Below are 24,412 nucleotides of genomic sequence, written 5' to 3'. Positions count from 1 at the left end.
TGATATCAATGGAGATAAGATGGCGAAATGAAGGGGTTGGGCCTAGTTTTCCTTGCGAAGCGCGGGATCGCCGCGCGAGCACAGAAGGAAAACCACCATGCCCCTCATCACCGTCACCTACGCCACCTCCCGCGAGCGGCCGTCGCTGAAGTCCGAGATCGCGTCGGCCGTGAGCGAGCTGACCGCAAAAATCCTGGGTAAGGATCCGAAGGTCACGGCCATCATCGTCAAGTCCGCCGACGCGGCAGACTGGTTCGCCGGCGGCAGGTCGCTCGCCGAGCAGAAGCTTGCCAGCTACTGGCTCGATGTTCACGTCACCGAAGGCACCAACACCAAGGATGAGAAGGCGGCCTATCTCGCGGCGCTATTCAAGCGCATGAGCGAGCTGCTCGGGCCGCTGCACCATGAGAGCTATGCTCATGTCGATGAGGTCAGGGGCGATGCCTATGGCTTCGGCGGCCTGACCCAGGAGCGCCGTTACATCAAGGGCAAGCTCGAGGTCGCGCCGGAGAAGGCGGCTTAAGGTCTAGACCGTTGCCTCCGGCAGGCGGGCCCGCGTCGGCCCGAAGATCTCTTCGAACGCCTGCCGGAGCGCGATGTCGACGTCGATCATGGTCACGGGATGGCCAAGGTCGACCAGCGAGGTGACGCCGTAGCGCGGATCGACCACGCCGCAGGGCACGATGGCGGAGAAATGCGACAGCTCCGGCTCGACATTGAGCGCGATGCCGTGGAAGGACACCCAGCGCTTCAGCCGCACGCCTATGGCCGCGATCTTGTCCTCGAAGCCTTGCCCCTTGTCCGGCCGCCTAACCCAGACGCCGACGCGATCCTCGCGCCGCTCGCCGCGGACGTTGAAAGCGGCCAAGGTGCGGATGATCCATTCCTCGAGGCTTGCGACATAGGCGCGGACATCCGGCCGCCGCCGCTTCAGATCCAGCATCACATAGGCCACCCGCTGACCGGGTCCGTGATAGGTGATCTGGCCGCCGCGCCCGGTGGCAAACAGGGGAAAGCGGGCTTCCAGCAGGTCGGCCGTCTTGCCGGAGGTGCCCGAGGTGTAGAGCGGGGGGTGCTCCAGCAGCCAGACCAGCTCCGGGGCGTCGCCCGCGGCAATCGCGGCAGCGCGGGCCTCCATGGCTTCGACCGCGTCCGGATAGGGGACGAGCGAGTCGGAGATCAACCACTCGACCGCGTTGTCCGCAGGCCCCGCAAAGGGCGTCAGATCAAGGTTTTCGCGGCCATTAACCATTGAATAACCATAACGTGGTGAAGTTCCCGGCAGTTCAGTCATCTAGTTGCGGTTCGGCGGCTCAAAAAGTGACAACACTCGATAAAGTTACCGTCGATCTGATGGTGGTTCTCGGCACCTCGACGATGCCCATCCACCAGGTCTTGCGGCTCTCCCGCGGCGCCATCATCGAGTTGGACGCTACCGAGGCCGATGAGGTCAAGGTCCTCGCCAATAACCTGCCTGTCGCCTCCGGTGTCGTGCTGGTCGACCGCAACCGCATCGCGGTCGAGGTCAAGCAGATGCTGCCGAAATCGCCCGGAACCAGGTAGAGAATCAGGCCGGAGACCCCGAAAGCGCCGGCTCAAGGCGGCAAAAGCCGGCGGAAAACCTTGGGCTTAGGCGTGTGTCAGGCCTTGTCCCCCTCTGATCCTTTTGTTACATGGGCGCCATTGATCCGGCGTCTTCGCCGGCCTTCCCAAGCGCGCTCGTGGCGGAACTGGTAGACGCGCTGCCTTGAGGTGGCAGTGAGTAAAATCGTGGGGGTTCGAGTCCCTCCGAGCGCACCATTTCATGTAAGTCATTGAAATAATTGATAAATTTATGGTCTTACCTTTTGCTTGTAACTCTCATGAAATCTATGAGTGCTGGAAGCTCGGCGAGCTGGTGCCTGCAAGCAGCAACGCGACAATGGATGCCGTCATGCTGTGAACACTGACGCTGAAACCATCAAAGAGGTAATTGCTAGAGTGCGCAGCCTATGATGGAGCAAGCGTTCTAAGGCGTGTACTCTTGTGAGCGTTCCGAGCTCCAAAGACTAAGCGTCGGTTAGGGAGCGACGATGTGTCAGCCAATAGTCGATCTGCCACCCCTCGTAGCCAAGCAATTCGCCAAAGCGCCGTTCGCGGCCGTCGGACCAAGCTCCGGGTTCGTTCAGAAGTGTAAGCATGGCATCAACCCGCCACTCGTGGCCCGGCAAGGCGTAGAACAGCATCCGATATTCGAGCTGCGGCTCGCCAGGATACGCTTCAATCAATTCGCGTCTTATCAGGCGGCCCATAGCAACGTGCCTGTCGAACATCCGCCAATATCGAATACAGATGTCTGGCTCACGGCCAACGATGTCCATAAAATATGCGAGGGGCTTGGTGCCCTTCAGCATTAGGCCAAGTTCTCTATTGGTGTGAACCAAATAGGGCAGATGACGAAGCCATTTGGAATGCATGTTGGGCACAGCCACCATTGCTTCTAGCTACGTCGGCGTGTCGCTAAATGGATAGGCCGCGACCTGAAATTCATCTTCGTACAGAATGTACCCAAGTCGCTTGGCCTTTATCATCTCGACTGGCACTCCATAGCGCTCGAGCATCTCTGCTAATTCGCGCATTTTTGCGATGTGGTTTGTGGCGGTGTCCTTAAACCAACTTAACGCCTGTTTCCTTCCGTGATGGCGGGAGGAAATTGCCTGCCGCGCCGGCTCTTCCAGATGCTCGCTGAACCAGCCGCAAATGGCGTCGAGGTATTTGGCGTCTTGAATGTTCAGCGCACCATAGTGCTCAAGCGCTTGCACTGCCTGAAAAAGACCTTGCCGTCGTCCCGAATTGCTATCAATTTTGTGCACAACAAACCTAACAAACATCGACTAGCTCGCGCGAAATGCCCGACTCAACCCATACGCGAGCGTCCGCTTCGGTGGGCTTAAGAACTTGATTCAAAAGCGTATCGATTGTTTGGCCCTGTCCGCCTTGGGTCAAACTCGACAAAACTCAAAGTGAGTATAATGCGTCGGCTTTCGGGCGCATCGTGACCAAAACGCCGCTGCCCCAAAGTTCGTTAAAGATGGCTGCCAACGGGACGGACCACCGTGGTTACTTGGAGAAGTAACGAAATCCCCATGTAACTTTCGTGAAACCAGAGCTTACAGCTCACAACCTAATTTTCGATCGCGGCGGCTCTTCAGCCTCTGACCGCAGATAGGCGAGATCGCGCTCAACAGTTACTAGCTCCCAGCCGGCAGCCCCGAGCTGGTCAACTCTTTTGCGTCAGCCTGCGTATCGCAACTCAAAGTGATCACTTTGTACTTCCATCGCATCCTAATTTCACCGCATCAGGTAAGACCATCACTCAGAATTCTTATTCCGCTTCGAAGGGGCCTAAAACCCCGGTAAGACCATCTAACCATTTGATTTGATTAGGTGTCCTTGCATCCTCCGAGCGCACCACCCCCACGCTTGGCGTTGAATCTCACGACTTTTTCTGCCGGTCACTCTCGAAAGTTACTATTCTGTTCTGGTCGATGGGCGCAGCCAGACCGGCGATGTTCTCCATCTGATCATAGGCCTCGATCTTCTCCATCCCGCTGATCGCAAGCTTGTCCCGACTCGCCTTGGCGACCAAGCAAATCAAGCACTTAGCATCTAGCGTGACGCGGTGAAGTGACCTCGTTTTACAGGTCATTTTACAGTTTTGTTCTCGCTTCGAGCTTCAGCACCGCGGCTTCGGCGAGCTGAATATCGCGACCTAAATAATGCGCGTCGAGAATGGCTTCCACGTCCTTTAACGAGTGGCCGGTCACGGCAGCGATCTGCGGTACGGTCGCGCCGGCGACGGCCAATCGCACCACGGCCGTGCCGCGCAGGTCATGAAACGTTAGGCCGCTAATACCGGCGCGGTCACAGGCCTTCCCCCAGGACGTGCGAAAGCCGTCCGACGTCCATAGCCGGCCGAGCGTGTTCGTCAGGACGAGCGGTCCTCGACGTTCAGTGGCGTCGAGGAGAGCCCGCAACGGCGCACCGGCCGGCATCGCAACGCGCCGGCCGCCCTTAGATTGCCGAAGGCGGATGTAAGGGCTGTCGTAGGCGGACCAGGGCAAGCGCAAGAGGTCGCCCTGTCGTTGCCCGCTCCACAGAGCCAAAATGAGGGCCAGCTGGATCTCAGTCGAAGCGACCGAGAGAACGGCGGCAATGTCCTGCTCCGACCAAATCTTGTCTTTGCGGTCGGCCACATAGAGACGGCCGCCTCGCTCACATGGGTGCGGCGTGACCTGTCGGCAGGGCGTCGAGCCGACGTCCTGAGTCGTAGTTGAGTTTGAGAAGCAGATATCTCCTATCCCTGCCGCCCGATTGGCAAGTACGGCACGACCAGCTTCAACGGAAACTCGGGATCGGTCGGAAGCTGATGGAAGGCGCTTTCAAGGAGCTTGTTGCCGCAGGATACGCCGCTCGCGACGAGGTACAAGGTCGCGATGAGCGCAACAGGTTCACTACACTCAACTACATCGTCAGCGATGTTTCGAGTTGTGATGCTTCCGATGTGCGTTTACCGAGGCGCGCCGAGCCGAAGCGCAAAACGCGCAGCGGTAATAAAAAAGAGAGAATCAATACGGACTTTACAAATCCCTTCCCTAGATCCCCTCCCGGAGTGCGGGAGCGGTCAGATCAGGCTTCGCAACGACAATATACCGATATTGGCAACCAAGCTGCAGCTGCTGGCCAATGTGCAGTGTTCGTCGGCTCTGAACCTTACGAGGCTTGGCGAAGGTTTCGCGGTGAAGACGGTATGCCGGGCTTTGTCGATAAGGCGATCATCGACGGTCGGGTTCACGCCATCGTCGAGATGAAATCGCCGGCAGGGAGATGTTTCCCCGGCGCAGAAAGCGGTGCGCTTGGAAATGATCGCGGCAGGCTGTGTATGGTGGGAATGCAGATCAGCGAACGCAGCGATGGTACAGCTTACCGAGAGCGGTGTGAAGTTTCGCGTGATCGTCAATCAGGATGGCACGACTGAGCGCTGGCGGCAGCCCCGGTTCGCGCCCTGGGAGTGCCGCGCCGCGATTCGGCCAAGCCGCGGCCCAAGGCCGCGGGCGTGGCGACGGGCGGTGCGGCAGCGGTGGCTATCGCATCAGTAGCGCCGCAAGCGATGAACTTCGTTGGACGAGCTGGAGAGGATCGTGCTCTAACTTATCCGTTTCAGATACGCAAACGTCCAGACCAAGAGCTGAGATAGTGTGGCCGCGATGCAGCAAATTGGGGACTGGCTCAAAGAGCTCGGCATGTCCGAGTACGCGGAGAGGTTTGCGGAGAACGACATTGATATGGCCGTTCTCGCCGACTTGACCGACAAACATCTCAAAGACCTTGGCCTTTCGCTCGGGCACCGGTTGAAAATGCTGCGCGCGATCCGTGATCTCAGCGGCGCTTCGACCGTCGCAACGGCACCCTCGGCGCCGATGGCGAGCGAGCCAACTCGGCGAGATGAGGCCGAGCGTCGTCAGCTAACAATCATGTTCTGCGACCTCGTGGGATCGACGGCGCTCTCTGCCCGGCTCGACCCCGAGGACCTACGAGCGATCATCGGCGCCTATCACCGCTGCGGCACAGAACTGGTTGAGCGAAATGGTGGCTTCGTCGCGAAATACATGGGCGACGGCGTTCTCGCCTATTTCGGCTATCCCCGGGCTCATGAAGACGATGCCGAGCGGGCGGTCCGCGCCGGCCTGGCATTGGTTGAAGCGGTGCCGCGGCTGAAGCTCGTCGCCGAACCCGGCCTGCAAGTCCGCATCGGCATCGCCACCGGTCTTGTCGTCGTCGGCGATCTGACCGGATCGGGCGAGGCGCAGGAGCGCGGTGTCGTCGGCGAAACCCCCAATCTCGCCGCCCGCCTGCAGACCTTGGCGCAGCCCGGGACGGTGCTGATCGCGCCAAGCACGCGACGGCTGACCAGCGGCCACTTCGACTACCGCGAGCTTGGCGGGCTGGCGCTCAAAGGCTTCGACGAACTTCTCACCGCTTGGCAGGTGCTGTCCGAGCGCGCGGTTGAAAGCCGGTTCGAGGCGCACCACGAGATTGGGCTGACTCCGCTGATCGGGCGCGAGGAGGAGCTTGAGTTGTTGCGCTGCTGCCAACGTCAAGCCGAGAAGGGCGAAGGTCGGGTCCTGCTACTGCTCGGCGAGGCAGGCATCGGCAAGTCGCGATTGACCCGAGCGCTGCTGGATGGGCTGGCGAGCGAGCCGCATCTCCGGCTGCGCTACTTCTGCTCGCCGCATCATCGAAACAGCGCCTTGTCTCCGGTGATCAACCAGATCGAGCATGCCGCCGGCTTCCTGCGCCAGGACCCCGGCGAGCGGAAGCTGGCCAAGCTCGACGCAATGCTTGCGCGCGTAGCCGCGGAGCCGGAGGCGGTCGATCTGATCGCCGATTTGCTGTCGCTGCCGGCGCGCCGCCCTGCACCCGAGCTGAGCCCGCAGCAGCGCAAGGAGAAGACGCTCGCGGCGCTGCTCGCCCAGCTCGACGGCTTGGCGCGGGAGCAGCCAGTGCTAATGTTGTTCGAGGACCTGCACTGGATCGACCCGACCTCGCTCGAATTGCTGACGGCGATCGTCGATCGGGTGCAGCGCCTGCCGGTGCTGCTGCTGGCGACCGCCCGTCCGGAGTTTACGCCGCCATGGCCCAGCTATGCCCACGTCACGACGCTGTCGCTGACCCGCCTGAGCCGGCGTGAGTGTATGGCATTAGTTGACCAGATCACTGACGGCAAGGCGCTGCCGAACGAAGTTTTGGAGCAGATCCTCGCCCGTACCGATGGTATCGCTCTGTTTATTGAGGAATTGACCAAGACCGTCATCGAAGGCGGCATACTGATCGATAAGGGCGACGGGTACACGATGGCCGGACCGCTGCCGTCACTGGCCATCCCGACGACACTGCACGATTCGCTGACGGCCCGGCTGGATCGCCTTGCGCCAGTCAAGGAGGTGGCGCAGATCGCAGCTTGTATCGGGCGCGATTTCGACTACGACCTTCTCGCCGCGGCTTCGGGGATGCCCGAACACGGCCTCCGTTCCGCCATGGAGGCGCTGCGGCATGCCGAGCTCGTGATCGCCCGAGGGGTGTCTGGCGAACGATATAGGTTCAAGCACGCCCTTGTCCGCGACGCCGCCTATGCCGGGCTGCTCAGGAGCCGTCGCGTGCAGGTTCACTCCGCCATTGCTCATGCAATCGAGCGGTCCTTCGCGCACCTCGTCGAGGCCGAGCCGCAAACCTTGGCACATCATCTGACAGAGGCGGGGCTGCCCGAAAAGGCGACGGGTTATTGGCTGCGCGCCGGCAAAATCGCTGCCTCGCGCTATGCCAATATCGAGGCGATCGCCCATCTCCGTCGAGGTATCGAGGTTGTCGGCGGCTTCCTGGACGGCACAACCAATGACCGGCTCGAGCTCGACTTCCAGTTTGCGCTAGGACCTTGCCTGATCGCCACCGAGGGCGTGCGCTCGAACGCCTATGCGGCAACCGTCACTCGCGCCCTTGAGCTTTGTGAGCGGGTCGGTGATGCGCCTGAGTATCCGCACGTCATTCATTGGTCGGCATATATGCATTTCATCCGCGGCGAGTTGCCCGAGGCGCTGGACGGATTCACAGCTGCACTCGGGCTTGCCGAGGCGGCCGACAATCGGCCGGCTGCGGTCAACGCGATGCGTACAGTCGGAGCGACGCTGCTGTTTATGGGACGCCTCATCGAAGCGCGGCGGATGCTTGAGCGCAGTCTCGCCGAGTTCGATATGTGCGACGAAGCCGAAAGCCTGGCGACTCGGGCGACCGCTTGGGATGCCGGTGTAGCGGGCAACTTGCAGCTGAGCTGGACATTGTGGGCGCTTGGCTACCCGGATATGGCGAGAGCCAGGATGGGCGCGGCCCTTCATCGCGCCGAGGCAATCGGACATCCGCACACCGAGGCTTATGCCGGGTATTACGCATCCGTTCTCCACGCCTTCTGCGGTGAGCCGGCCGTTGCACACGCGCACGCCGAGCGTTGCCTCGCATTGTCGGAAAAGCACGGCTTCGACTTGTGGCGCAACCGGTCGCGCGCCGTTCGCGGGATTTGCGCGAACCAGCTCGACTCGTCATCGGATTCGCTAGCAGCAGTGAGCGGCGAATTGGCCGAGTTCGTCGACACAGGCTATCAGATCAGCAGCACGGCGCTTTACGCCTTGCTGTCGCAGGCATTTTTGGCAAGGCGTCAGCTGATGCCCGCCCGAGAAATCATCAGCAAGGGTTTGGCGACCGCCGAGCAGACCAGCGAGCGTCTTTTTGAAGCGGAGTTCCTGCGCCTGAAGGCGCGCGCACGTGTCATCGAAGGCGGGCCCTGTGTGTTGAGCGACGCGCAAAGACTGCTCGAAGAGTCGCTGGCGGTCGCGCAGAGCCAACAAGCCTTATCGCTCAAACTGCGCGCCGCCGTAGAACTGGCCCGGCTCCACCGTGGCCAGGGCAGGCACGCCGAAGCCCGTGATCTTCTCACGCCGGTTTACGCCTGGTTCACCGAAGGGTTTGACACCCGCGACCTGAAGGAAGCGAAGACACTGCTCGACGAGCTCACCTGATGAGGCCTTCGAAATGGCCGGCGAGTTCCGATGCGCGAACACACCGCCAGAATGCCAAAGCCAATGACGGTACTCAGCTCCCGTCACGATTTTTTCGGCGAGTGTATCCCGACTACTCCTGGCCTGAGTTGGTCGATCGTATCCCGACGCTTGAAACGGTGTCCCGATCATCGAAGCAGATTGCGAAGAAGCGAGCAACCGCGGTTTGGCGGCCCAGTCCTTCCGGCTTCTAGCCCTTCGAATTTCCGCGCGGCAGCGTGATGATGAACTCCGTAAACTCGCCCGGCTCGGTTTCTACGTCGATCCTGCCGCTGTGTTGCTTGACGACAATCACATAGGCCATCGAAAGCCCGAGTCCTGTTCCTTCTCCCACCGGCTTGGTCGTGAAGAAGGGATTGAACATCTTCTCTCGCACCTCGGTCGGGATGCCAGTACCGTTGTCGCGAATGCGGATTTCGACGGCATTGCCAAGGTCTCTCGTGGCGGCGCTGACGAGAGGCTCAAAACTTTCTTCGTCCGCTTCGACTTTGCGCCGGGTAGCGGCATAGAATCCATTGGAAATCAAGTTTAGCAGCGCGCGGGTGATCTCTTGCGGATACAATTCGATCGAACCCGCTTTCGGGTCAAAATCCTGCTTCAGCGTTATGGTGAAGCCGGCCTTCTCCGCTCGAGCGCCGTGATAGGCGAGGTTGAGACTCTCCCCGACCAACGCATTGATGTCGGCTGAGCGACGCTCGCCTGAGCGGTCGCGCGAGTGCAGCAACATGTTCTTGACGATGGAATCAGCTCGCTTGCCGTGCTGGACGACCTTCTCAAGATCCTCTTTGAGGAGACTGGTCAATTCGTCGATTTTTGAACGGATTTTCTCGGCGATAGTTGCCTGCTTCAAGGCGTCATTGAGTTCGTCCGTCAGCTCGATCGACAACGCCGAGAAGTTGTTGACGAAATTGAGCGGGTTCTTGATTTCGTGAGCGATGCCTGCGGTGAGCTGGCCAAGAGAAGCAAGCTTTTCGGTCTGCACGAGGCGATCCTGGGCCACGCGCAGGTCCTCAAGTGATTGCGCAAGCTCGGTAGTCCTGGCCTGAAGTTCGTTGAAAAGCCGGGCGTTCTCGATCGCAATAACGGCCTGGTCAGCAAACGTTCGCAACAAACGTACATGCTCTTCCCTGAATTTGCCGGTCTCTGCACGGGTCACGCTGATGATGCCGATGCTCCCGGAATGACGAACAAGCGGAATCAGGGCAACGCTTCGAAAACCTCGCTTTCGCGACAGATCCAGTAGGCCAGGATGCCCAGCGAAGCCCGACTCGCAATCTTCGATCTGAACAGGCTGTACCTCCCGGATTGTTCTCTCATACCAATGGACGTCCGACAGCTTCAGGGGAAACAGAGTGGTCAAGGCCGCATCGGCGACGTCGCTTCGCCGAGTGAACGCGGCAAGATGCAACATGCCATCGACCAAATGAAAAACCGCTGTAGACAGCCCGTTTACGAGCTTGTTGGACCTTTCCGCTATCGCAGCGAAGATGGGGCCAAAGCCGGTAGGTGAACTTGCGATGACCCTCAATATCTCCGCCGTCGCGGCCTCGCGCTCAAGGGCCTCTCTAAGTTGCAGTTCTAACGGATCGGGAAGCGGCTGTTGCGTTCCGCTTTCCATGTAACCGGAACTTGGCATCTGCTGACTCTCGTTCAGTTATGCCACAGTGCACGTTCGCCGGAGTGAAACCGGACTGCATACTCCTCGGCTCTATGCACCTGGTCAATCTGATCTCGCCTGGATGGGCAACGATTCTTTCAGATTCCAGACTAACCCCAATATCCGAAGAAGGCTTGGGGCTGTCCCAAGCTTAGCGGGTGCCGGTCAGTCAGCGTCTAAATATTAGTAAATCGTCGTCAAGAAAGAGACCGAAACATAACCCGAGCCAGCGCGATCAGATCGGCTTCTCCTGTAACCAAGATTGTCTCTGCCTATTCGAAGGTGATCAGTCCGACCGCGACGACGGGGACCTGAACGTCAGATGGCTCCCCATGCGCGGTGGGCTTCGAGAGCCAGGTCCGCCTTCGGCGGGGCCGCGGCACCGGGGTGGTCGGGTGTTTGCACAATAGTTGGGCACCCACGAACGGAATCGGGCCCACATGTTGCCGGCAGAGATAGGGGGCGAATATCCGACGGATTGTGTTGAGTGCGTCGGCGACTGTGATGAGCCGTTTGGGCCCACTACTGCGGTCGTATGGGGAGGCGCCCAGAACGAGTTTCAACACTTCCGGAGTAATTCCCTCCGGGCCTTCCGGACGCGTCCTCGGCCCGACGTCGCGAGAGGGATAGACCGAATTTGGCCACCGGGTCGCGAGTGCTCATCGAGCGCTATGTCACTGGCTTCAGGGACCTAACCGCCGTATACTCTAAGAGAGCCTCGCACTGGAACAAGCGATGACGAGGATCCTGTTTGTTGTGTCGAGTGCGCGTGAGTTCGTGCTGGCGGACGGGTCCAGCCACGAGGCGGGCGTTTTCGCTGCAGAGGCCCTTAAGCCATATGATCGCCTCGCGACCGCAGGAATAGAGGTTGCGGTTGCGACCGTGGACGGCCGGCCGCCACAATCTGATCCGTATAGCCTAGAGCCAATCTTCCAGTATCCCGAAGAAGACCAGGACTTTTTGGCGTCGATTACGCGGACGTTCATGCCGCATATCAATGATATTCGGATCACCCTCCAGCACCTAACTGAATTGGATTTGATTGCGGCCCGGCGAATTTTTGAAGCGCTGAAGCGTGCCGGTGCCGAGCCCGATGAGAGCGGCGGCGAAGGGTGCATCAATCTTCAAGATGATGGATGTCTCCCGTCACAAGTCAGTTGATACCCTGCGGGGCTACGTTCGCGATGCAGAGCTGTTCAAGGATCATGCGGGAGAAGGGTTACTGTAAGCTCCTCTACAAAAGAGCAGCCTATTAGAGATCCGCAAGACGCTGGGCATCGGCACTGGCACGGTACAGCGCGTATTGATGGAGCAGCCGCACGCTTTTCAGAGCCGGCGCAAGCGTGTGAGGCGCAAATGAGCACAGCGGAGATACCGAATGGCCAGTGCTGGTCGTCTGGATCCCCATCGTGGCAATCGACCTCACTGCGCTGACCACCGAGCCGCCCGTCGCGGCCGCGGCAAAAGAACCCCGATGGCGCAATCCGTTCGCCGTCAGGCAGCAGCTCTGTTCTTAATTGCACCAATGATCGCCGTGAGAATAGCGCCGCCTGCGCCGCCTGCGACCACGTGGGAAACAATGCCACCAATGCTCAAATCGCCCGACTGTGCCGCAGCCGTGATCCCGGGCAGCGCAAGAGTTGCGATCTGGCCGAGCACCCCGCCCCCGACCAAACCGGAAACGATATTTCCGATCGTGCCGAGGTCGAAATTCGGCGATGACTTGCCAGCACCTACGCCACCAAGCGCTCCTGCGATCAGATTGATCAGAATCTGTTCCATTCTTGATCTCCTCCATGCGAATCGCGACGAATGTGTTTGATCAGTCTATCACGGGGCACGCAAAAAGGTGCGGAAATTGCCTTGGCGCGGCATCGCCCGCTGAGGTTGCGTTGCACAATGACTCGGAAATCGCCGTGGATAAGTTTATCCGGCCAGCGCTGTCTGGTAGCGGCCAGCCATAGAAACGCATGACGCCAGCAGCGCGGCGCGACTACTTCGCTGGCTCTAATTCCGGCGTTGGCGACGAGGGGGATCGTTGACGCTGCGGGCATTCTGGTGGGCCAGGATGTTCGCGATGTCGGCGACGTGGTCGAGAAGTTCACGGGCGACCTACCAACGGGTGCCGACCTCCCGCAGCGGAGTGTTATCGTTGGAGTGGGGGCCTCTCTCGACTTCGACGAACTCCTTCACGCGACCAGTTGCCGCCGTTCAGGTACTCGGCGACCGCATTGCGCTGTACCTCGATCCCAGACCCGGACTTGTGGCCCGGTCGAGGCCTGTCCGGTAGTGAGATAGCATGCGCAAGCGGGGCGCTCGCACTCGCCTGGCTGGCCTGTGGCTCGTGATGGGAAGCAATATGAGGACATCGACGCACTACCGAAGCGCAACGAGGAGGCAGCCCCACTGGGGGTGGGGTACAACCCCCCTGACGGCCCGCTTGTGCAAGGAGCGGGGGGCCCCATCGGGTCCGCCACAAATTTTGAAGCCTCTACACCCGTGCGTGTAATCACGGCCTGAATACCATCTGGGCCCTAGCCGCCGCTGTAGAGGCGCAGGATGCGCTTTCCGCGAGCTAAGCAAACAGTGCCAATGGCTGAAGACATTACTGGCAAACTAGCCGAGCAGCATGTCGTCAAGATCAAGTGGCGCGCTTGCCGAGGCGAACCACTCCTCTCGGGCGGCGGCCCTGCGGCGGGCTCGCGCGCTGATCGGAAGATTCAGAATGCCGATGAGATCGTGCATCTCCCGTTGAGCCAATCGGTGTGACCGGCCTGGGGTGGCCCCGAAAGTCGCTTCATCCAGCACATCGAGGGCGGTCAGACCAGAGGGGAAGAGCTGGCGATACACGATCCGCTCGGCGCAGCCTTGGACATCCCTGAGCCCCAGCCTTGTGCCTAGCTCTGCAATGCTGTGATGCACCAGTCGGCCGCGCGCCGGCCGATTGCGGATGACTACCCAATCGGTACGGCCCTGGTCAAACTGGCGCCGACGTCTGCGGGCTTCGCACACCAACTCGGCGTAATGACCGGCTCCCGTCACCTCGTGTGTGATGGGATCGATTGAGGCCAACGTACCGAGGTCAAGAAAACTGTCGGTGACGGGCGTAAGCAGCGTATCAGCGACTAGATGCGCAAGGCGCATCAGATAGGTATCTGTCGAGGGGGTATCAATCACCAGGAAGTCGACAGACGTCCTGATGCCGGACACGGCGCCCTCGAAAGCAGCCAACTCCTCGGCTTCGTTGTCCTCAAGCTTGGCGCCCTCGGCCCGCGGGATGAAGCGATGCAACGGACATTCCAGTGCAATCTGCCGATGGTTGGCCCAAATACGCCGGTTTTGGATATAACGCGTCAGGGCCCTCTGACTACTGTCGAGGTCGATTGTCCCCACCCGCTGGCCGATCTTCAGAAGTGCGACGGCCAGATGCATGGCCATCGTCGTCTTCCCCGAGCCGCCTTTCTCATTGCCGACGACAACTACGTGCGGCGATCCCGACTCTGCGATTGGTGTTGCGTACAGCATCGCATTGAGACCTCGGCCAACATGAAGATGCCGCCGCACGGTGCGCTGCAGACCACCCCCCGCCGGGCGTGAGCCGCTTCGGCGGGGGCAGCAGGTGGACGGGTTGACGCTAGTAGGTTGGAGCAACCTAGCGTCGCTCCGACCCGCCGCGTGACCCTAGCGCCGCGCGGGCGTGTTAGAATGTGAATAAAATGTCATTGCCCCTACGTTGATAGGCTCCGAGGCGCAGCGCGGTTGCTGACTACCTGAATGGCGGCAACTGGTCGCTGGTGAAGGACTTTTTGAGAGCGGGAAGCGCTCGGACCGCCCGATGAGCGGCTGCGTAAGCGTGTGAGGGGCAATTGACCGGGGGCGATCTGGCCAGCTTGGCAGTACCCAACCGGCCGGCTATTTCTTTGTCGGTCGCCGCTTTACTCGCGGCGGCTGAGCGCGCCCCTGCGGCGCGACGTTAACAGCGGCGTCCTGTCCCTGACGGTGCTCCCTGGAGAACGCGCTGGGGTCGCGGTCGTCGAGGTGTAGCCCGGTCCGCATATCTATTTGCGCCTTGGCCGGAATGACGAGCGCGGCAGTGGTCAGTGCCGCTGCGGTTGCCCCGGCTTGGGCTAAGCGCGACGTCCGGCCGGTCATCCACCGCATTTGGCGCACCTACCGATGCGCCGGCATCGCTTGACCTTGCGCGCGGTCGAGCGGCTGGTGCGGCTTCGCGAGCCCCGTAGTCCCGGCCGGTGCCGCGCTACTCGCGATGCGGGTATCTCTGCGATCCAATGTGGTTACGGATGCAAGCGCGATTACGACGGCGAGAGCAATACCAAACAGGATTACCGCTGTGCGATGCTCATTCATGGACGAGCCTCCGAGGGCAAGAGCCACAACGCCAAGCGGATGTTCTGGTTCCAAGGCGTGATCACAACGGGGAGCGCAGACGCCAGACAACGCAGCGTGTGCTCGCAAAAAGAGGCCGCCGGCTCGAAAGCTCATTGCTCGCCGTCATGAGGCCGCCCAACACTCTTTCGAACAAGTTGTGGGGCCAGGAGGCCCCCGATTGCCACCGAAGTGTCGATCAGTTCGATATCAATATTTCGCAATAGCTGGGGCAATTCGGCGAGGCCCGGAAGCGCCGACCAGCCCGAGGAAATGAGGTGCACGCGCACGCCATTTATACGCTTCGAACTGCACGGCGCATCGAGTGCGATCACATCGGAGACTCTTTCCTTTCGGTCTTCCGCCGCCCGCAGCGCCAGCGGCAGGCCGGACGAATGGGTGAGCAGGACAGCCTTTCGTCCGATTCGCGCAGTAATTTCGTCAATCGATCGCAGAAGGCGTCGATTGCTGGCGCTATCTCCGAGATTGAGAAGGAGACCGGCGGCGACTGGTCGGTAGCCGAGCGCCTTCAGCCAGAGCGACAGTGGTAGCAGCACCAGGTCGCTGCCGAGATGTGGGGGAATCAAGACGATGGGTTTGCCGTCGCCGAAACGGGACGCGCTTCCAGCCATCATCGATTGACGAGCGATAGTAAGGGAATCAAGGGTCAGGCTTGCAAGTGTTGCCGGCCAGCGCGCGAGCCATTCCGCTGTCGATATCCGCGTGTCGGGCTGGGTACGCGGAGCCTCGTCGCGCTGATCGCTCGCTCCGAGAAAGTGGAGAATATGCGAAACGCATTCATCGGTCGCTTCCCACATGATGCGATGGCCGCCACCTGGAATGACAATTAACTTCGCCCCGGCAATGAGGGCCGCCATCTTTCGCGAGTTTTGCGGAGAAATCAGCGGATCCAAATCCCCAGTCAAAATTAGGGTCGGGGTGCGGATGGCGGACAGAGCCTCCGAGCCGTTGAATTCGGCAAAAGCCTGAAATTGCAGGTCGGCGGCATGGAGCGGGGTCGGAAGCTCGATCTCGCGCCGCATCTGCTCTTCCGCAGCCTTCCGGTGTTGCGCAAGGTAGCCTGGCGCGTAGGTCACGTTCCAGATCCGGCGTGCCGCCTGCTCCGGCGACAGGCCGTCGAGGTCGCGCATCACACGGACCACGGAAGTTTCGGCATAGGTCGCGCCGGCGCCCCCGGCCATGGTCGCGCACAGGATCAGCCGGTTAACGCGATCCGGGAACTGCCGCACGAATTCCTGCGCGATGGCGCCTCCCATCGAGTAGCCCAGCATATTGACCCGGACCAATCCGAGTTCGTCGAGCAAGGCGCAAACATCGCGCGCCATGTTGGCGAGCACGTAGCCCTCGACGGGTTTGTCGGACTGTCCAGTGCCGCGATTGTCCAGCGTGATGACGGTGAATTGCTGCGCCAATCGTTCGATGAACGTGGCCGGCCACGCCGTGGAGTTGAGCCGATAACCCATGATCAACACAAGCGGCGGCCCGCCGCCTTGCACGCGATAGGCGAGGTTGATGCCGTTCGCCTTGGCAAAGCGGGTGGACATTCCGAGAATTCCGTCCGTCACAATCCGGATACCAGGTGTCCGCCGTCGACCGCGACGACACTTCCGGTCATGAACGATCCTGCGTTGGAAATCAGCAGTAGAAGCGGCCCGTCGAGCTCGCTGAGCTGGCCGAGTCGGCGCTGCGGCACGCGTTTGATCAGCGCCTGGCCGTGCTCGCTCTGGAAGAAATCGTCGTTGAGCTCGGTGGCGAAATAACCGGGCGCCAGCGCATTGACGCGAATGCCATAGCGCGCCCATTCAAGTGCGAGCGCTTTTGTCATCTGGATCACGCCGGCTTTCGAGATGGCGTAAGGCGCGACAGCACCTGCAACACGCAGTCCAAGGATCGAGGCGATATTGACGATCGAGCCCCTCACCTTGTTGACGATCATACGCTTTGCCGAAGCCTGCGCCACCAGCCAGACGCCCTTCAGATTGGTGTCGATCACGCTGTCCCAGGCGCGTTCGTCCTGATCGAGCGCGGGCCTGGTCGCGGTGACGCCGGCATTGTTGACAACCGCTTGGATCGGGCCGAACGCGGCTTCGGCCTCGGCCAGCGCGTTCTCGATCTTCTCAGCGATGGTCACGTCTAGCACGACGCTTTGCGCCTTGCCGCCGGTGCTGTTGATCTCGGCAACCGCCGACGCCAGCGCCTCAGCGCGCCGTGCAGCGAGCGTAACCTTGGCGCCGTTGCCGGCGAGGAAACGCGCGAAATGCCGGCCGAAGCCGCTTGAGCCGCCGGTCACCAGAATATGCTGATCATCGATTTCAAACACAGGCATCTCCAAAGGGCGGCTTCGGGCAATTCTCGTCGTATCAAGAGGCGCGCCACTTGCGCTCGGCTTCGTCCCAGGCCGCGAGCGGTTGCAGGTCGGGCACCCAGGCGAGACCGGTCTTGCCGTCGGAGGAGATCGCCTCTGTCGTGACGACCATGTCGAGGAGTGCTGGCCGGTTGGCGAGCGCGCGCGCGATCGCGGGTCCCAACTGCTCCTCGGTCTCGACGCGCTCGGCATGCATGCCGAACGAGCGGGCCATGCCAGCATAGTCGGCGACTTGCAGTTTGGTGCCTACCACCTTGCCATGGGTCACGGTCTGATCGTGAACTTCGATCTGCCAGGCGCCGTTATTGGCGACGACGATCAGAACCGGCGCCTTGTGCCGCACGGCGGTGTCGACCTCGATTGCGTTGAAGCCGAAGGCGCCATCGCCGGTTGCCACCACGACCGGCTTGTCTGGGAAGGCGAGGCTCGCCGCGATCCCGTAGGGAACGCCGATCCCGATGCAGCCAAACGGGCCAGGATCGAGCATCAGCGGCGCGTTGAGTCCGACGCGGGCGAAGGCGAGGAAATCACCGCCGTCGGTGATGACGACGGAGTCATTGCCGATGGCCTTCTGGATTTCGGAGAGCACCTTGTTCGGATGCAGCTTGCCGTCGGAACCGTTCGGCGCGGCGGCCATGCTCTGCTGAAGCTTCTGCGCACGCTGCTCGTGACCGGCGCGCAGTTTCGCCGCCCATTGCCGGTCGACCTCGGAGACGCGATTGCCCGCATGCTGGACCATGGCGCGCAGCGTCTCGGCGGGTGATGCCAGAATCTCCACCGCGCCGCGACGGTTGTCGCGCATCTCGGACGGCGTATCGCTGATGCGGACGAACTTGGCCGACTGGAACACGGCCGGCGAGCCATAGGCGAGCTGGAAGTCGAGGCGGCGGCCGACGGTCAGCACTACATCGGCATCGCCCATGACCGCGCCGCGCATCGCGCCCACGACGGAGGGATGGCTGTCCGGCACCAGCCCGCGGCTCTCGCCAGTGTCGAGATAGACCGCGCCCAGACGATCGAGCAGCGCGACCAGTTCGGGACCGGCGCCACGCCCACCGCGTCCGGAGATCACCAGCACGCGGCGCGCTGACCACAGCACGTCCACCGCGCGAGCGACTTCCGCGGGATTGGGAAGGGTAACCGTGCGCGGCTTCGGAGCAAGATGCTCCTCGAGCTGCAACGCCTTCGGCACGATGCCGCGCAGCGTGTCGGTCGGGAAATCGATATAGGATGGGCCGGGTTCGCCGCCTTCGCCGTAAGCGCGTGAGATGGCTTCATCAAGCTCTTGCAGCACCAGCGACGGTTCGCGCACGGTGCGGGCATAGCGGGTGATCGAGCGGACCAACTGCGTGTGGTCCATGTCCTGCAAGCCGCCACGGTTTTCCTGCGGCCGCGGATTACCGCCGGAGATCACCAGAACGGGCGCGCGCGAAACATGCGCATTGGCGATGCCGGTGATGGCGTTGGTCATGCCCGGACCCGCGGTGACCAAGGCGACGCCCAACTCGCCGGTAAGCTCGGAATGGGCCTGCGCCATGTGAACGGCGGCGCGCTCGTCGCGAACGTCGATGATGCGGATGCCTTCAGCGTCAAGCCGCATCCAGATCGGCATGATGTGGCCGCCGCAGAGCGCGAACACGTGGGTGACGCCGCGGCGCTTCAAAAGGCGGGCGATCAGGTCGGCGGCGCTGTCGGGGAGGGCTTTCATCGGGGAACTCCGGTGCTGTTGGATTTATTTGGATCAGATCGGTGCAAGCCAGGCGACGAGAAGCGAGACGGTGAGGACTGCGAAGATGTGAGAGGCCAGGATCGAGCCAGAGGTGACGCCGGCCTCGATCCCATAAAGCTTGGCGATGGTGAAAGGTCCTGATCCGATCGGCAGCGCGCTCAGGATCACTGCGGAGTGTGACCACAGCGGCGGCATCGAGAAGACACGGAGCGCGAGGAACGCGGTCACCGCAGGTTGCAGGACAAGCTTCATCGAGACCAGTAGCGCGATCGACTTCATATCGTTCGTGACGACGCGCTCCTGGGCGAGAAACAGCCCGATACAGACCAGCGCCGCGGGTGAGGCGGCGCCGCCGAGCAGCGAGGTGAAATTGATGAAGGGTTCCGGCACGCTCAGTCCGCTCAAGCCGACGGCGAGACCCGCGACGGGAGCGATAAACAGGGGACTGGTGAAGATCGCGCGCACGACCTTGGCGCCGGTCGACCAGAAGCTCTTGCCCTGTTGCAGATCGATCTCGATCACGACGATGGCAAACAGGAACAGCACGCAAGCCGTGAACAGCGTGGCGATGATCGAGGCCGGCGTGCTCTTTGGCCCGAACACCAGCAGGCACATGGGGATGCCCATGAAGCCGACGTTGCTGTAGGCGGCGTCCAGCCCCTCGATGCTGGCGTTGGCGACGCGCCGTCCCCGCAACCGGCTCACCGCAAACGCAACGGCAAAGGTAGCGGCAAATCCGCCACCGAAGGCGCCGGCAAAGCCGAATTGCTTGACCTGATCCGGCGTGATCTTGGACATCGCCGTGAACATCAGGGAAGGCAAAGCGAGATAGATGGCAAAGCGATTGAGATTGTCGGTCGCCGTTTTGTCGAACACGCCGAAGAATCCGCAGATGAACCCAGTGAGGATCAGCGCGAACACCGGCAATGCGGAGTTGAGGACGGCGTGCATGGGAAATCCGGAGCGATTGACCAGCGGGGTCAGCTGGAAAATTTCTTCTTCAGCTCGCGATGGAGGACCTTGCCGGTGGCGTTGCGCGGCATCTCGTCCTCACTGATGAACTTGTAGGACCGCGGACGCTTGAAGCCGGCCATGCGCTCCTTGGACCAGGCGGCGAGGTCGCTTTCCGTCACGCTCGCGGCTTCGTGTAGGACGACCACGGCATGAACGCTCTCGCCCCATTTGTCGTCGGGCAGGCCGATCACAGCGACGTCCTTGACGAGCGGATGCGCGCCGACCAGCGCCTCGACCTCGGACGGGTAGATGTTCTCACCGCCGGAGATAATCATGTTGCTCTTGCGGTCGGAGAGATGGATGTAGCCGTCGGCATCGCGGCGGGCCATGTCGCCGACTGAGCAGTAATCGCCACGGAAGGCCTGCTGGGTCTTTTCAGGCAGCCGCCAGTAGCAATCGAAGGTGTGCGCGTTGCAGGAGAACAGCTCTCCGGTCTGCCCATCCGGCACTTCATTGCCGGCTTCGTCCAGCAGCTTGATCGGCGCGGCCCCGACGCATTCGCGGCCCACTGAGCCGAGCTTGGTGAATTGCTCGTGCGGATGCAGCATGGTCACCCAGCCGGTCTCGGTCGCGCCATAAAGTTCGAACAGGCCGGAGTTAGGGAACATCTCCATCACCTCGCCCTTGGTCTCGGGGCGTGCGGGCGCCGACGAGATCATCAGCTTGGTGACGGCGTCGAAATTGTACTTGGCCCTGACCGACTGTGGCAGGCCGAGCATCATGATGTAGTGCGTCGGCACCAGCGAGGTGAAGGTCGAGCCGGCTTCGGCCAGCGTCTTGACGGCATGCTCGGGGTCAAAGCTCTTGCGCGAATAGATCGAGTTGACGCCGCCGCAATAGCCGAACGCGCCGAAGAAGTTCAGCGAATTGGCATGGCACATCGGCATCACCAGCAGCGCGCCGTCATTGCGGTGCAGTCCGAGCTCGATCTCGGTGACCATCGACAACAGCACGCTGCTGCGATGGCTGCGCACCACGCCCTTGGGATTGCCCGTGGTGCCTGAGGTGTACATCAAGGTCCAGGGATCGGAGAGCGCGACCTGCTGGCCGGTCTCGCGCGCGGCGCCGGCTAACAGGAATTCCTCGTACTCGCGATAGCCGGCGGGGCATTGCTTGGTGCCGAAGTGGATGAAGCGATCGGCCTTGATCGGAAGCGAGCCTCGGATTTCCTCGACGACGCCGACCAACTCGTCCTGGACGATGACGGCAGCGGCCTCAGCATTGTTGACGATGAACTCGACTTCCTTGCCGACCAGGCGGAAATTGATCGGCAGCGCCACCAGCCCGGCCTTGGCGGTCGCCGCGAAGATTTCGCTCCACTCGACGCAGTTATAGGCGAGGATCGCGACCCGATCGCCCTTGGCGAGGCCGAGGCCGAGCAGCGCGTTGGCAAGCCGGCACGAGCGATCGTTCCATTGCGCGAACGTCATCGAGCGCTCGAGGTCACGGGTGCCGAGCCGGTAGGGCGCGAGCCGCGCGTGCGCCGAGAGCATTTCTCCGAAATTCAAGAGGTCCTTCACGTTCCACTCCTCGAATTTTTTGATGGCGGGATCAGGTCGTCAGTGCAGCAGGCCGATCGAAATCCACGGCACGGCGGCGATCACGATGGTGCCGATCAGGAGCGCCAGCATGTAGCCGAGCATGGGCTTGATGCCTTCATCGGGATGAATGCGGCTGATCGCGCAGGCGGCGTAGTAGCCGACGCCGAAGGGCGGAGCGAACAGGCCGATGCCCATCGCAAGGATCACGACCATCGCGTAGTGCACCTCGTGCACGCCGACCTGCTTGGCGATCGGGAAAAGCAGCGGTCCGAATAGCACGATCGCGGGGATGCCCTCGAGCACGCTGCCCAGCACGATAAAGGCCACGATAGTTACCCCGAGGAACATCGGCGCGCCACCGGGCAGGCCGGTCATGAAGGTGGCGAGCGAGGTCGAGAAGCCGGATTGCGTCAACGCCCAGGCCATGCCGGTGGCGGCGCCGATGATCAGCAGAATCGCGCCCGACAGCGATGCCGTTTCGACCAGCATCGGGTAGAGCCGCCGCCAATCGAACTTGCGGTAGATCAGGAGACCGGCAAGCGCCGCATACACGATCCCGATGGTGGAGACTTCGGTCGCGGTGGCGACGCCGCCGACCACGGCGAAGCGGATCACGAAGGGTAGCGCAATCGCGGGCAGTGCGACCAGGAAGGTCGAGCCGACCTCGCCCCAGCTCGCACGTTTGACATGCGAGAGGTCTTCCTTGCGGTAACGGCGCCAGACGACGAGACAGAGCATGATCGCGAGCACGAGGCTGGGCAGCAGGCCGCCGGTGAACAGCGCGGCAATCGAGACGCCGGTGACCGATCCGATCGTGATCAGGACGAGGCTCGGCGGGATGGTTTCGGTCTGTGCGCCAGTTGCCGAAAGGAGTGCAACGAGATCGCCGGGCTTGGCGCCGCGCTTGATCATTTCAGGGAACAGCACCGGAGCAACGGCAGCCATGTCGGCCGCCTTCGCACCGGAGATTCCGGAGACGAGATACATCGCCGCGACAAGCACATATTGCAGGCCGCCGCGGACATGGCCGAGCAGGCTCGCCAGGAAAGCCACCATGGCGCGCGCCATGCCGGTCATCTCGATCAAGAGGCCAAGGAAAACGAACAGCGGCACTGATAGCAGGATGAGATGGCTCATGCCCTCGTCCATGCGGCCGATGACGACGGTCGATGGTGTGCTCGTCGTAAGCGTGATGTAGGCAAAGGTCGCAAGCCCAAAGGCAAAGGCGATCGGAACCGCGGCGAACACCATCACGGCAACGAGGCCGACGAAGAAGATCAGAAGGTTGAGATTGCCGAGCGGGATCAGAAGCGGGCTGAGGGCGTAGAGCGCAGCGCAGACCACGGCGACGACGCCGACTGCACTTGCCGCCAGCTTTAAATTGCCGAACGACGAGAGCCGGAGCAGCGCGACCAGCAACATCAGGCCAAGCCCGACGGGCAGGGCGGCTGCGCGCCAGAGGCTCGAAATATCCAGCGCCGGCGTCGATACGAAGGACTCGTCCGAGGCGAAGTCGATCGCGGGTTGCAGCACCAGCACGAGAAACGCGAGCGGCGCCGCGATGGCAAGCACGTCGAAGAAGGCGCGGGTGCGCGGGCTGACCATGCCGACAAAGGCCGTCATCCGCATGTGCTCGCCGCGCTGGAACGCGACCACCGCGCCCAGCATCGCGAGCCACAGAAAGAGAATGCCTGCGAGCTCGTCCGACCAGATCAGTGGCCGCTGGAAGAAGTAACGCGCCGAAACACCGGTGAACAACACCACGATTTCGACGACCACGAGTAGCGCGGCGGCAGCCGCGATGGTCGAGCCAAGCCATTGTTCGGCTTTTTGCAGGGCGCCTGCCGCCCCGGTCATCCGGGGTGGCGCGACGCTGGTTTCCTCCACGATCTGCATGGCGATCAACCGATATTGCCGGCGTATTTTTGCAGGAGCGTCCAGGCCTCGTCGCCGAATTTGGCCTTGGCGTCCTTGTAGAAAGAGGTTTTGGCCAGCGCAGCCTGGAAGTCCTCGGCCTTGGTCGGGTTGAAGGTCAGGCCCTTCGATTCCAGATTCTTGCGGTACTCCGCATTGGCCTGGACGATGTCGTCGCGCTGCTTCTTGGCGGCGGCGTTGAAATGCTTCTGCATCACTTCCTGCAGGTCCTTCGGCACTGTCTTCCAGATACGAGCGCTCGAGAGCAGCCAGAAGCCGTCCCAGGAGTGGTTGGTCAGCGAGCAGTATTTCTGCACTTCGTAGAACTTCGCGGACTCGATTAGTGCCAGCGGATTTTCCTGGCCGTCGGCGATCTTGGTCTGCAGTGCGGAGTAGGCCTCGTTCAGGGGAATGCTGACCGGCGCGGCACCGAAGGCCGAGAACAGCGCGACCCAGAGCGGCACGACGGGTACGCGAATCTTGAAGTTCTTCAGATCGTCCGGCGAGCTGATCGGATGCGTGCTCGAGGTGATCTGGCGGAAGCCGTTGTCCCACATCGCCTCGAAGGGGACGAGGCCGACCTTTTCGATCGCGGTACGGATGAACTTGCCGACATCGCCGTCCATCGCCGCCCACACCTTGTCGTAGCTGGTAAAGGCGAAGCCGACGCCGGTCAGCGAAGCGGCCGGGATCAGGGTCGAAAGCACCGTGCTCGGCATGGTGGCGAGTTCGAGCGCGCCAGAACGCAGCTGGCTCATCATATCGGTGTCGCTGCCGAGCTGGTTGTTGGGGAACAGGCTGATCGCGAGTTGGCCCTTGGTTTCGGCGTCGATCGCTTCGAGGGCTTCCTTCAGCCGCACATTGACGGTGTGGGTCGCCGGCAGGTCGTTGCCGAATTTCAATTTGAGCGGGGCGGCCTGCGCCAGCACGGCGGGGCTCTTCAAGAGCGATCCTGCCGCGACAAAGCCGGCAGCGGATTTCAAAAGCGAGCGGCGGCTAACCTTGAGCATTGCGTTCTCCCTGTGAAATTCCGCGTTGTGCGATATTGAATTCGAATACGGAATACATATTCTGAATTCGAATGTAGTGCAATAGATTCTTTTGCATTGCGGTGATAAAAATGCCCGGATGCACGCTTCG

19 protein-coding genes and 1 tRNA gene are annotated in these 24,412 nt (G+C 61.5%); 6 read left to right on the top strand and 14 right to left on the bottom strand.

Annotated elements, in window-relative coordinates; translation table 11 throughout:
• Positions 1 to 97: 97 nt before the first annotated feature.
• A complete protein-coding gene (locus tag A3AI_RS0136310; protein ID WP_024520220.1) occupies positions 98 to 523 on the top strand; it encodes a tautomerase family protein in 426 nt (141 codons plus the stop codon).
• Between the two features lie 3 nt (positions 524 to 526).
• On the opposite strand, the gene lipB is transcribed toward A3AI_RS0136310, so the two are convergent.
• Positions 527 to 1,252, bottom strand: coding sequence for a lipoyl(octanoyl) transferase LipB (gene lipB, locus A3AI_RS0136305; RefSeq protein ID WP_024520219.1), 726 nt, complete (start codon positions 1,250 to 1,252; stop codon positions 527 to 529).
• A gap of 68 nt (positions 1,253 to 1,320) precedes the next feature.
• On the opposite strand from lipB, the gene A3AI_RS0136300 reads away from it, so the two are divergent.
• Both A3AI_RS0136300 and A3AI_RS0136295 read left to right on the top strand, forming a co-directional pair.
• Positions 1,321 to 1,563: a FliM/FliN family flagellar motor switch protein gene (locus tag A3AI_RS0136300; protein WP_024520218.1), complete on the top strand. Its 243-nt coding sequence runs from the start codon at positions 1,321 to 1,323 to the stop codon at positions 1,561 to 1,563.
• A 152-nt stretch (positions 1,564 to 1,715) separates the two neighbouring features.
• Positions 1,716 to 1,800, top strand: a tRNA-Leu gene (locus A3AI_RS0136295).
• A 248-nt stretch (positions 1,801 to 2,048) separates the two neighbouring features.
• Here A3AI_RS0136295 and A3AI_RS0136290 read toward each other — a convergent pair.
• The 3 genes from A3AI_RS0136290 to A3AI_RS0136275 all read right to left on the bottom strand — a co-directional run bounded on the left by A3AI_RS0136290 (position 2,049) and on the right by A3AI_RS0136275 (position 4,235).
• Positions 2,049 to 2,393 carry a hypothetical protein gene (locus A3AI_RS0136290; protein ID WP_245287028.1) on the bottom strand — a complete coding sequence of 115 codons (345 nt, stop codon included), beginning with the start codon at positions 2,391 to 2,393 and terminating at the stop codon, positions 2,049 to 2,051.
• 90 nt (positions 2,394 to 2,483) lie between these two features.
• A complete protein-coding gene (locus A3AI_RS0136285; RefSeq protein WP_024520216.1) occupies positions 2,484 to 2,870 on the bottom strand; it encodes a hypothetical protein in 387 nt (128 codons plus the stop codon).
• A gap of 819 nt (positions 2,871 to 3,689) precedes the next feature.
• Positions 3,690 to 4,235, bottom strand: coding sequence for a tyrosine-type recombinase/integrase (locus A3AI_RS0136275; RefSeq protein WP_024520215.1), 546 nt, complete (start codon positions 4,233 to 4,235; stop codon positions 3,690 to 3,692).
• Positions 4,236 to 4,408: 173 nt separating this feature from the next.
• Between A3AI_RS0136275 and A3AI_RS48370 the strand changes: the two genes are divergently transcribed.
• Both A3AI_RS48370 and A3AI_RS0136265 read left to right on the top strand, forming a co-directional pair.
• Entirely contained in the window at positions 4,409 to 5,017 is a 609-nt protein-coding gene (locus A3AI_RS48370; RefSeq protein ID WP_156928106.1) for a hypothetical protein, read from the top strand.
• Between the two features lie 229 nt (positions 5,018 to 5,246).
• On the top strand, positions 5,247 to 8,606 hold the full coding sequence (locus A3AI_RS0136265; RefSeq protein WP_024520214.1) for an AAA family ATPase: 3,360 nt from the start codon (positions 5,247 to 5,249) through the stop codon (positions 8,604 to 8,606).
• A 229-nt stretch (positions 8,607 to 8,835) separates the two neighbouring features.
• On the opposite strand, the gene A3AI_RS44190 is transcribed toward A3AI_RS0136265, so the two are convergent.
• Positions 8,836 to 10,281: a sensor histidine kinase gene (locus tag A3AI_RS44190; RefSeq protein WP_084801150.1), complete on the bottom strand. Its 1,446-nt coding sequence runs from the start codon at positions 10,279 to 10,281 to the stop codon at positions 8,836 to 8,838.
• Positions 10,282 to 11,037: 756 nt separating this feature from the next.
• Between A3AI_RS44190 and A3AI_RS48365 the strand changes: the two genes are divergently transcribed.
• A complete protein-coding gene (locus A3AI_RS48365) occupies positions 11,038 to 11,463 on the top strand; it encodes a type 1 glutamine amidotransferase family protein (protein ID WP_024520213.1) in 426 nt (141 codons plus the stop codon).
• Between the two features lie 333 nt (positions 11,464 to 11,796).
• Here A3AI_RS48365 and A3AI_RS0136245 read toward each other — a convergent pair whose 3' ends face one another.
• From A3AI_RS0136245 to A3AI_RS0136200, 9 genes are all read right to left on the bottom strand, one after another.
• Positions 11,797 to 12,084: a hypothetical protein gene (locus A3AI_RS0136245; RefSeq protein ID WP_024520212.1), complete on the bottom strand. Its 288-nt coding sequence runs from the start codon at positions 12,082 to 12,084 to the stop codon at positions 11,797 to 11,799.
• An 834-nt stretch (positions 12,085 to 12,918) separates the two neighbouring features.
• Positions 12,919 to 13,827: a division plane positioning ATPase MipZ gene (locus A3AI_RS0136240; protein WP_024520211.1), complete on the bottom strand. Its 909-nt coding sequence runs from the start codon at positions 13,825 to 13,827 to the stop codon at positions 12,919 to 12,921.
• Positions 13,828 to 14,801: 974 nt separating this feature from the next.
• Entirely contained in the window at positions 14,802 to 16,253 is a 1,452-nt protein-coding gene (locus A3AI_RS45580) for an alpha/beta fold hydrolase (RefSeq protein WP_024520209.1), read from the bottom strand.
• A 17-nt stretch (positions 16,254 to 16,270) separates the two neighbouring features.
• Complete coding sequence (locus tag A3AI_RS0136225) at positions 16,271 to 17,035, bottom strand: SDR family NAD(P)-dependent oxidoreductase (protein WP_024520208.1); 765 nt, start codon at positions 17,033 to 17,035, stop codon at positions 16,271 to 16,273.
• Positions 17,036 to 17,069: 34 nt separating this feature from the next.
• On the bottom strand, positions 17,070 to 18,782 hold the full coding sequence (locus A3AI_RS0136220) for a 2-hydroxyacyl-CoA lyase (RefSeq protein ID WP_024520207.1): 1,713 nt from the start codon (positions 18,780 to 18,782) through the stop codon (positions 17,070 to 17,072).
• Positions 18,783 to 18,815: 33 nt separating this feature from the next.
• Positions 18,816 to 19,754 (bottom strand): AEC family transporter, encoded by a 939-nt coding sequence (locus A3AI_RS0136215; RefSeq protein WP_024520206.1) that lies wholly within the window; start codon positions 19,752 to 19,754, stop codon positions 18,816 to 18,818.
• A gap of 29 nt (positions 19,755 to 19,783) precedes the next feature.
• A complete protein-coding gene (locus A3AI_RS0136210; RefSeq protein ID WP_024520205.1) occupies positions 19,784 to 21,337 on the bottom strand; it encodes a class I adenylate-forming enzyme family protein in 1,554 nt (517 codons plus the stop codon).
• A gap of 39 nt (positions 21,338 to 21,376) precedes the next feature.
• A complete protein-coding gene (locus tag A3AI_RS0136205) occupies positions 21,377 to 23,215 on the bottom strand; it encodes a TRAP transporter large permease (RefSeq protein ID WP_245287031.1) in 1,839 nt (612 codons plus the stop codon).
• A 44-nt stretch (positions 23,216 to 23,259) separates the two neighbouring features.
• Positions 23,260 to 24,282, bottom strand: a complete 1,023-nt coding sequence (locus A3AI_RS0136200; protein WP_024520203.1) for a TRAP transporter substrate-binding protein — start codon at positions 24,280 to 24,282, stop codon at positions 23,260 to 23,262.
• Positions 24,283 to 24,412 lie beyond the last annotated feature (130 nt).

The organism is Bradyrhizobium sp. Tv2a-2, assembly GCF_000472425.1.
In the GTDB taxonomy this organism is placed as follows: Bacteria; Pseudomonadota; Alphaproteobacteria; order Rhizobiales; family Xanthobacteraceae; genus Bradyrhizobium.
This window is presented reverse-complemented; position numbering and strand designations above follow the sequence as displayed.

Bases quoted from the DNA above. Each gene is read 5' to 3' on its own strand.
- lipB (WP_024520219.1), bottom strand. From the start codon at position 1,252: ATGGTTAATGGCCGCGAAAACCTTGATCTGACGCCCTTTGCGGGGCCT.
- A3AI_RS48370 (WP_156928106.1), top strand. From the start codon at position 4,409: ATGGAAGGCGCTTTCAAGGAGCTTGTTGCCGCAGGATACGCCGCTCGC.
- A3AI_RS0136220 (WP_024520207.1), bottom strand. From the start codon at position 18,782: ATGAAAGCCCTCCCCGACAGCGCCGCCGACCTGATCGCCCGCCTTTTG.
- A3AI_RS0136265 (WP_024520214.1), top strand. From the start codon at position 5,247: ATGCAGCAAATTGGGGACTGGCTCAAAGAGCTCGGCATGTCCGAGTAC.
- A3AI_RS44190 (WP_084801150.1), bottom strand. From the start codon at position 10,281: ATGCCAAGTTCCGGTTACATGGAAAGCGGAACGCAACAGCCGCTTCCC.
- A3AI_RS0136225 (WP_024520208.1), bottom strand. From the start codon at position 17,035: ATGCCTGTGTTTGAAATCGATGATCAGCATATTCTGGTGACCGGCGGC.
- A3AI_RS0136200 (WP_024520203.1), bottom strand. From the start codon at position 24,282: ATGCTCAAGGTTAGCCGCCGCTCGCTTTTGAAATCCGCTGCCGGCTTT.
- A3AI_RS0136290 (WP_245287028.1), bottom strand. From the start codon at position 2,393: ATGCTGAAGGGCACCAAGCCCCTCGCATATTTTATGGACATCGTTGGC.
- A3AI_RS48365 (WP_024520213.1), top strand. From the start codon at position 11,038: ATGACGAGGATCCTGTTTGTTGTGTCGAGTGCGCGTGAGTTCGTGCTG.
- A3AI_RS0136245 (WP_024520212.1), bottom strand. From the start codon at position 12,084: ATGGAACAGATTCTGATCAATCTGATCGCAGGAGCGCTTGGTGGCGTA.
- A3AI_RS45580 (WP_024520209.1), bottom strand. From the start codon at position 16,253: ATGTCCACCCGCTTTGCCAAGGCGAACGGCATCAACCTCGCCTATCGC.
- A3AI_RS0136240 (WP_024520211.1), bottom strand. From the start codon at position 13,827: ATGCTGTACGCAACACCAATCGCAGAGTCGGGATCGCCGCACGTAGTT.
- A3AI_RS0136285 (WP_024520216.1), bottom strand. From the start codon at position 2,870: ATGTTTGTTAGGTTTGTTGTGCACAAAATTGATAGCAATTCGGGACGA.
- A3AI_RS0136310 (WP_024520220.1), top strand. From the start codon at position 98: ATGCCCCTCATCACCGTCACCTACGCCACCTCCCGCGAGCGGCCGTCG.
- A3AI_RS0136205 (WP_245287031.1), bottom strand. From the start codon at position 23,215: ATGACCGGGGCGGCAGGCGCCCTGCAAAAAGCCGAACAATGGCTTGGC.
- A3AI_RS0136215 (WP_024520206.1), bottom strand. From the start codon at position 19,754: ATGCACGCCGTCCTCAACTCCGCATTGCCGGTGTTCGCGCTGATCCTC.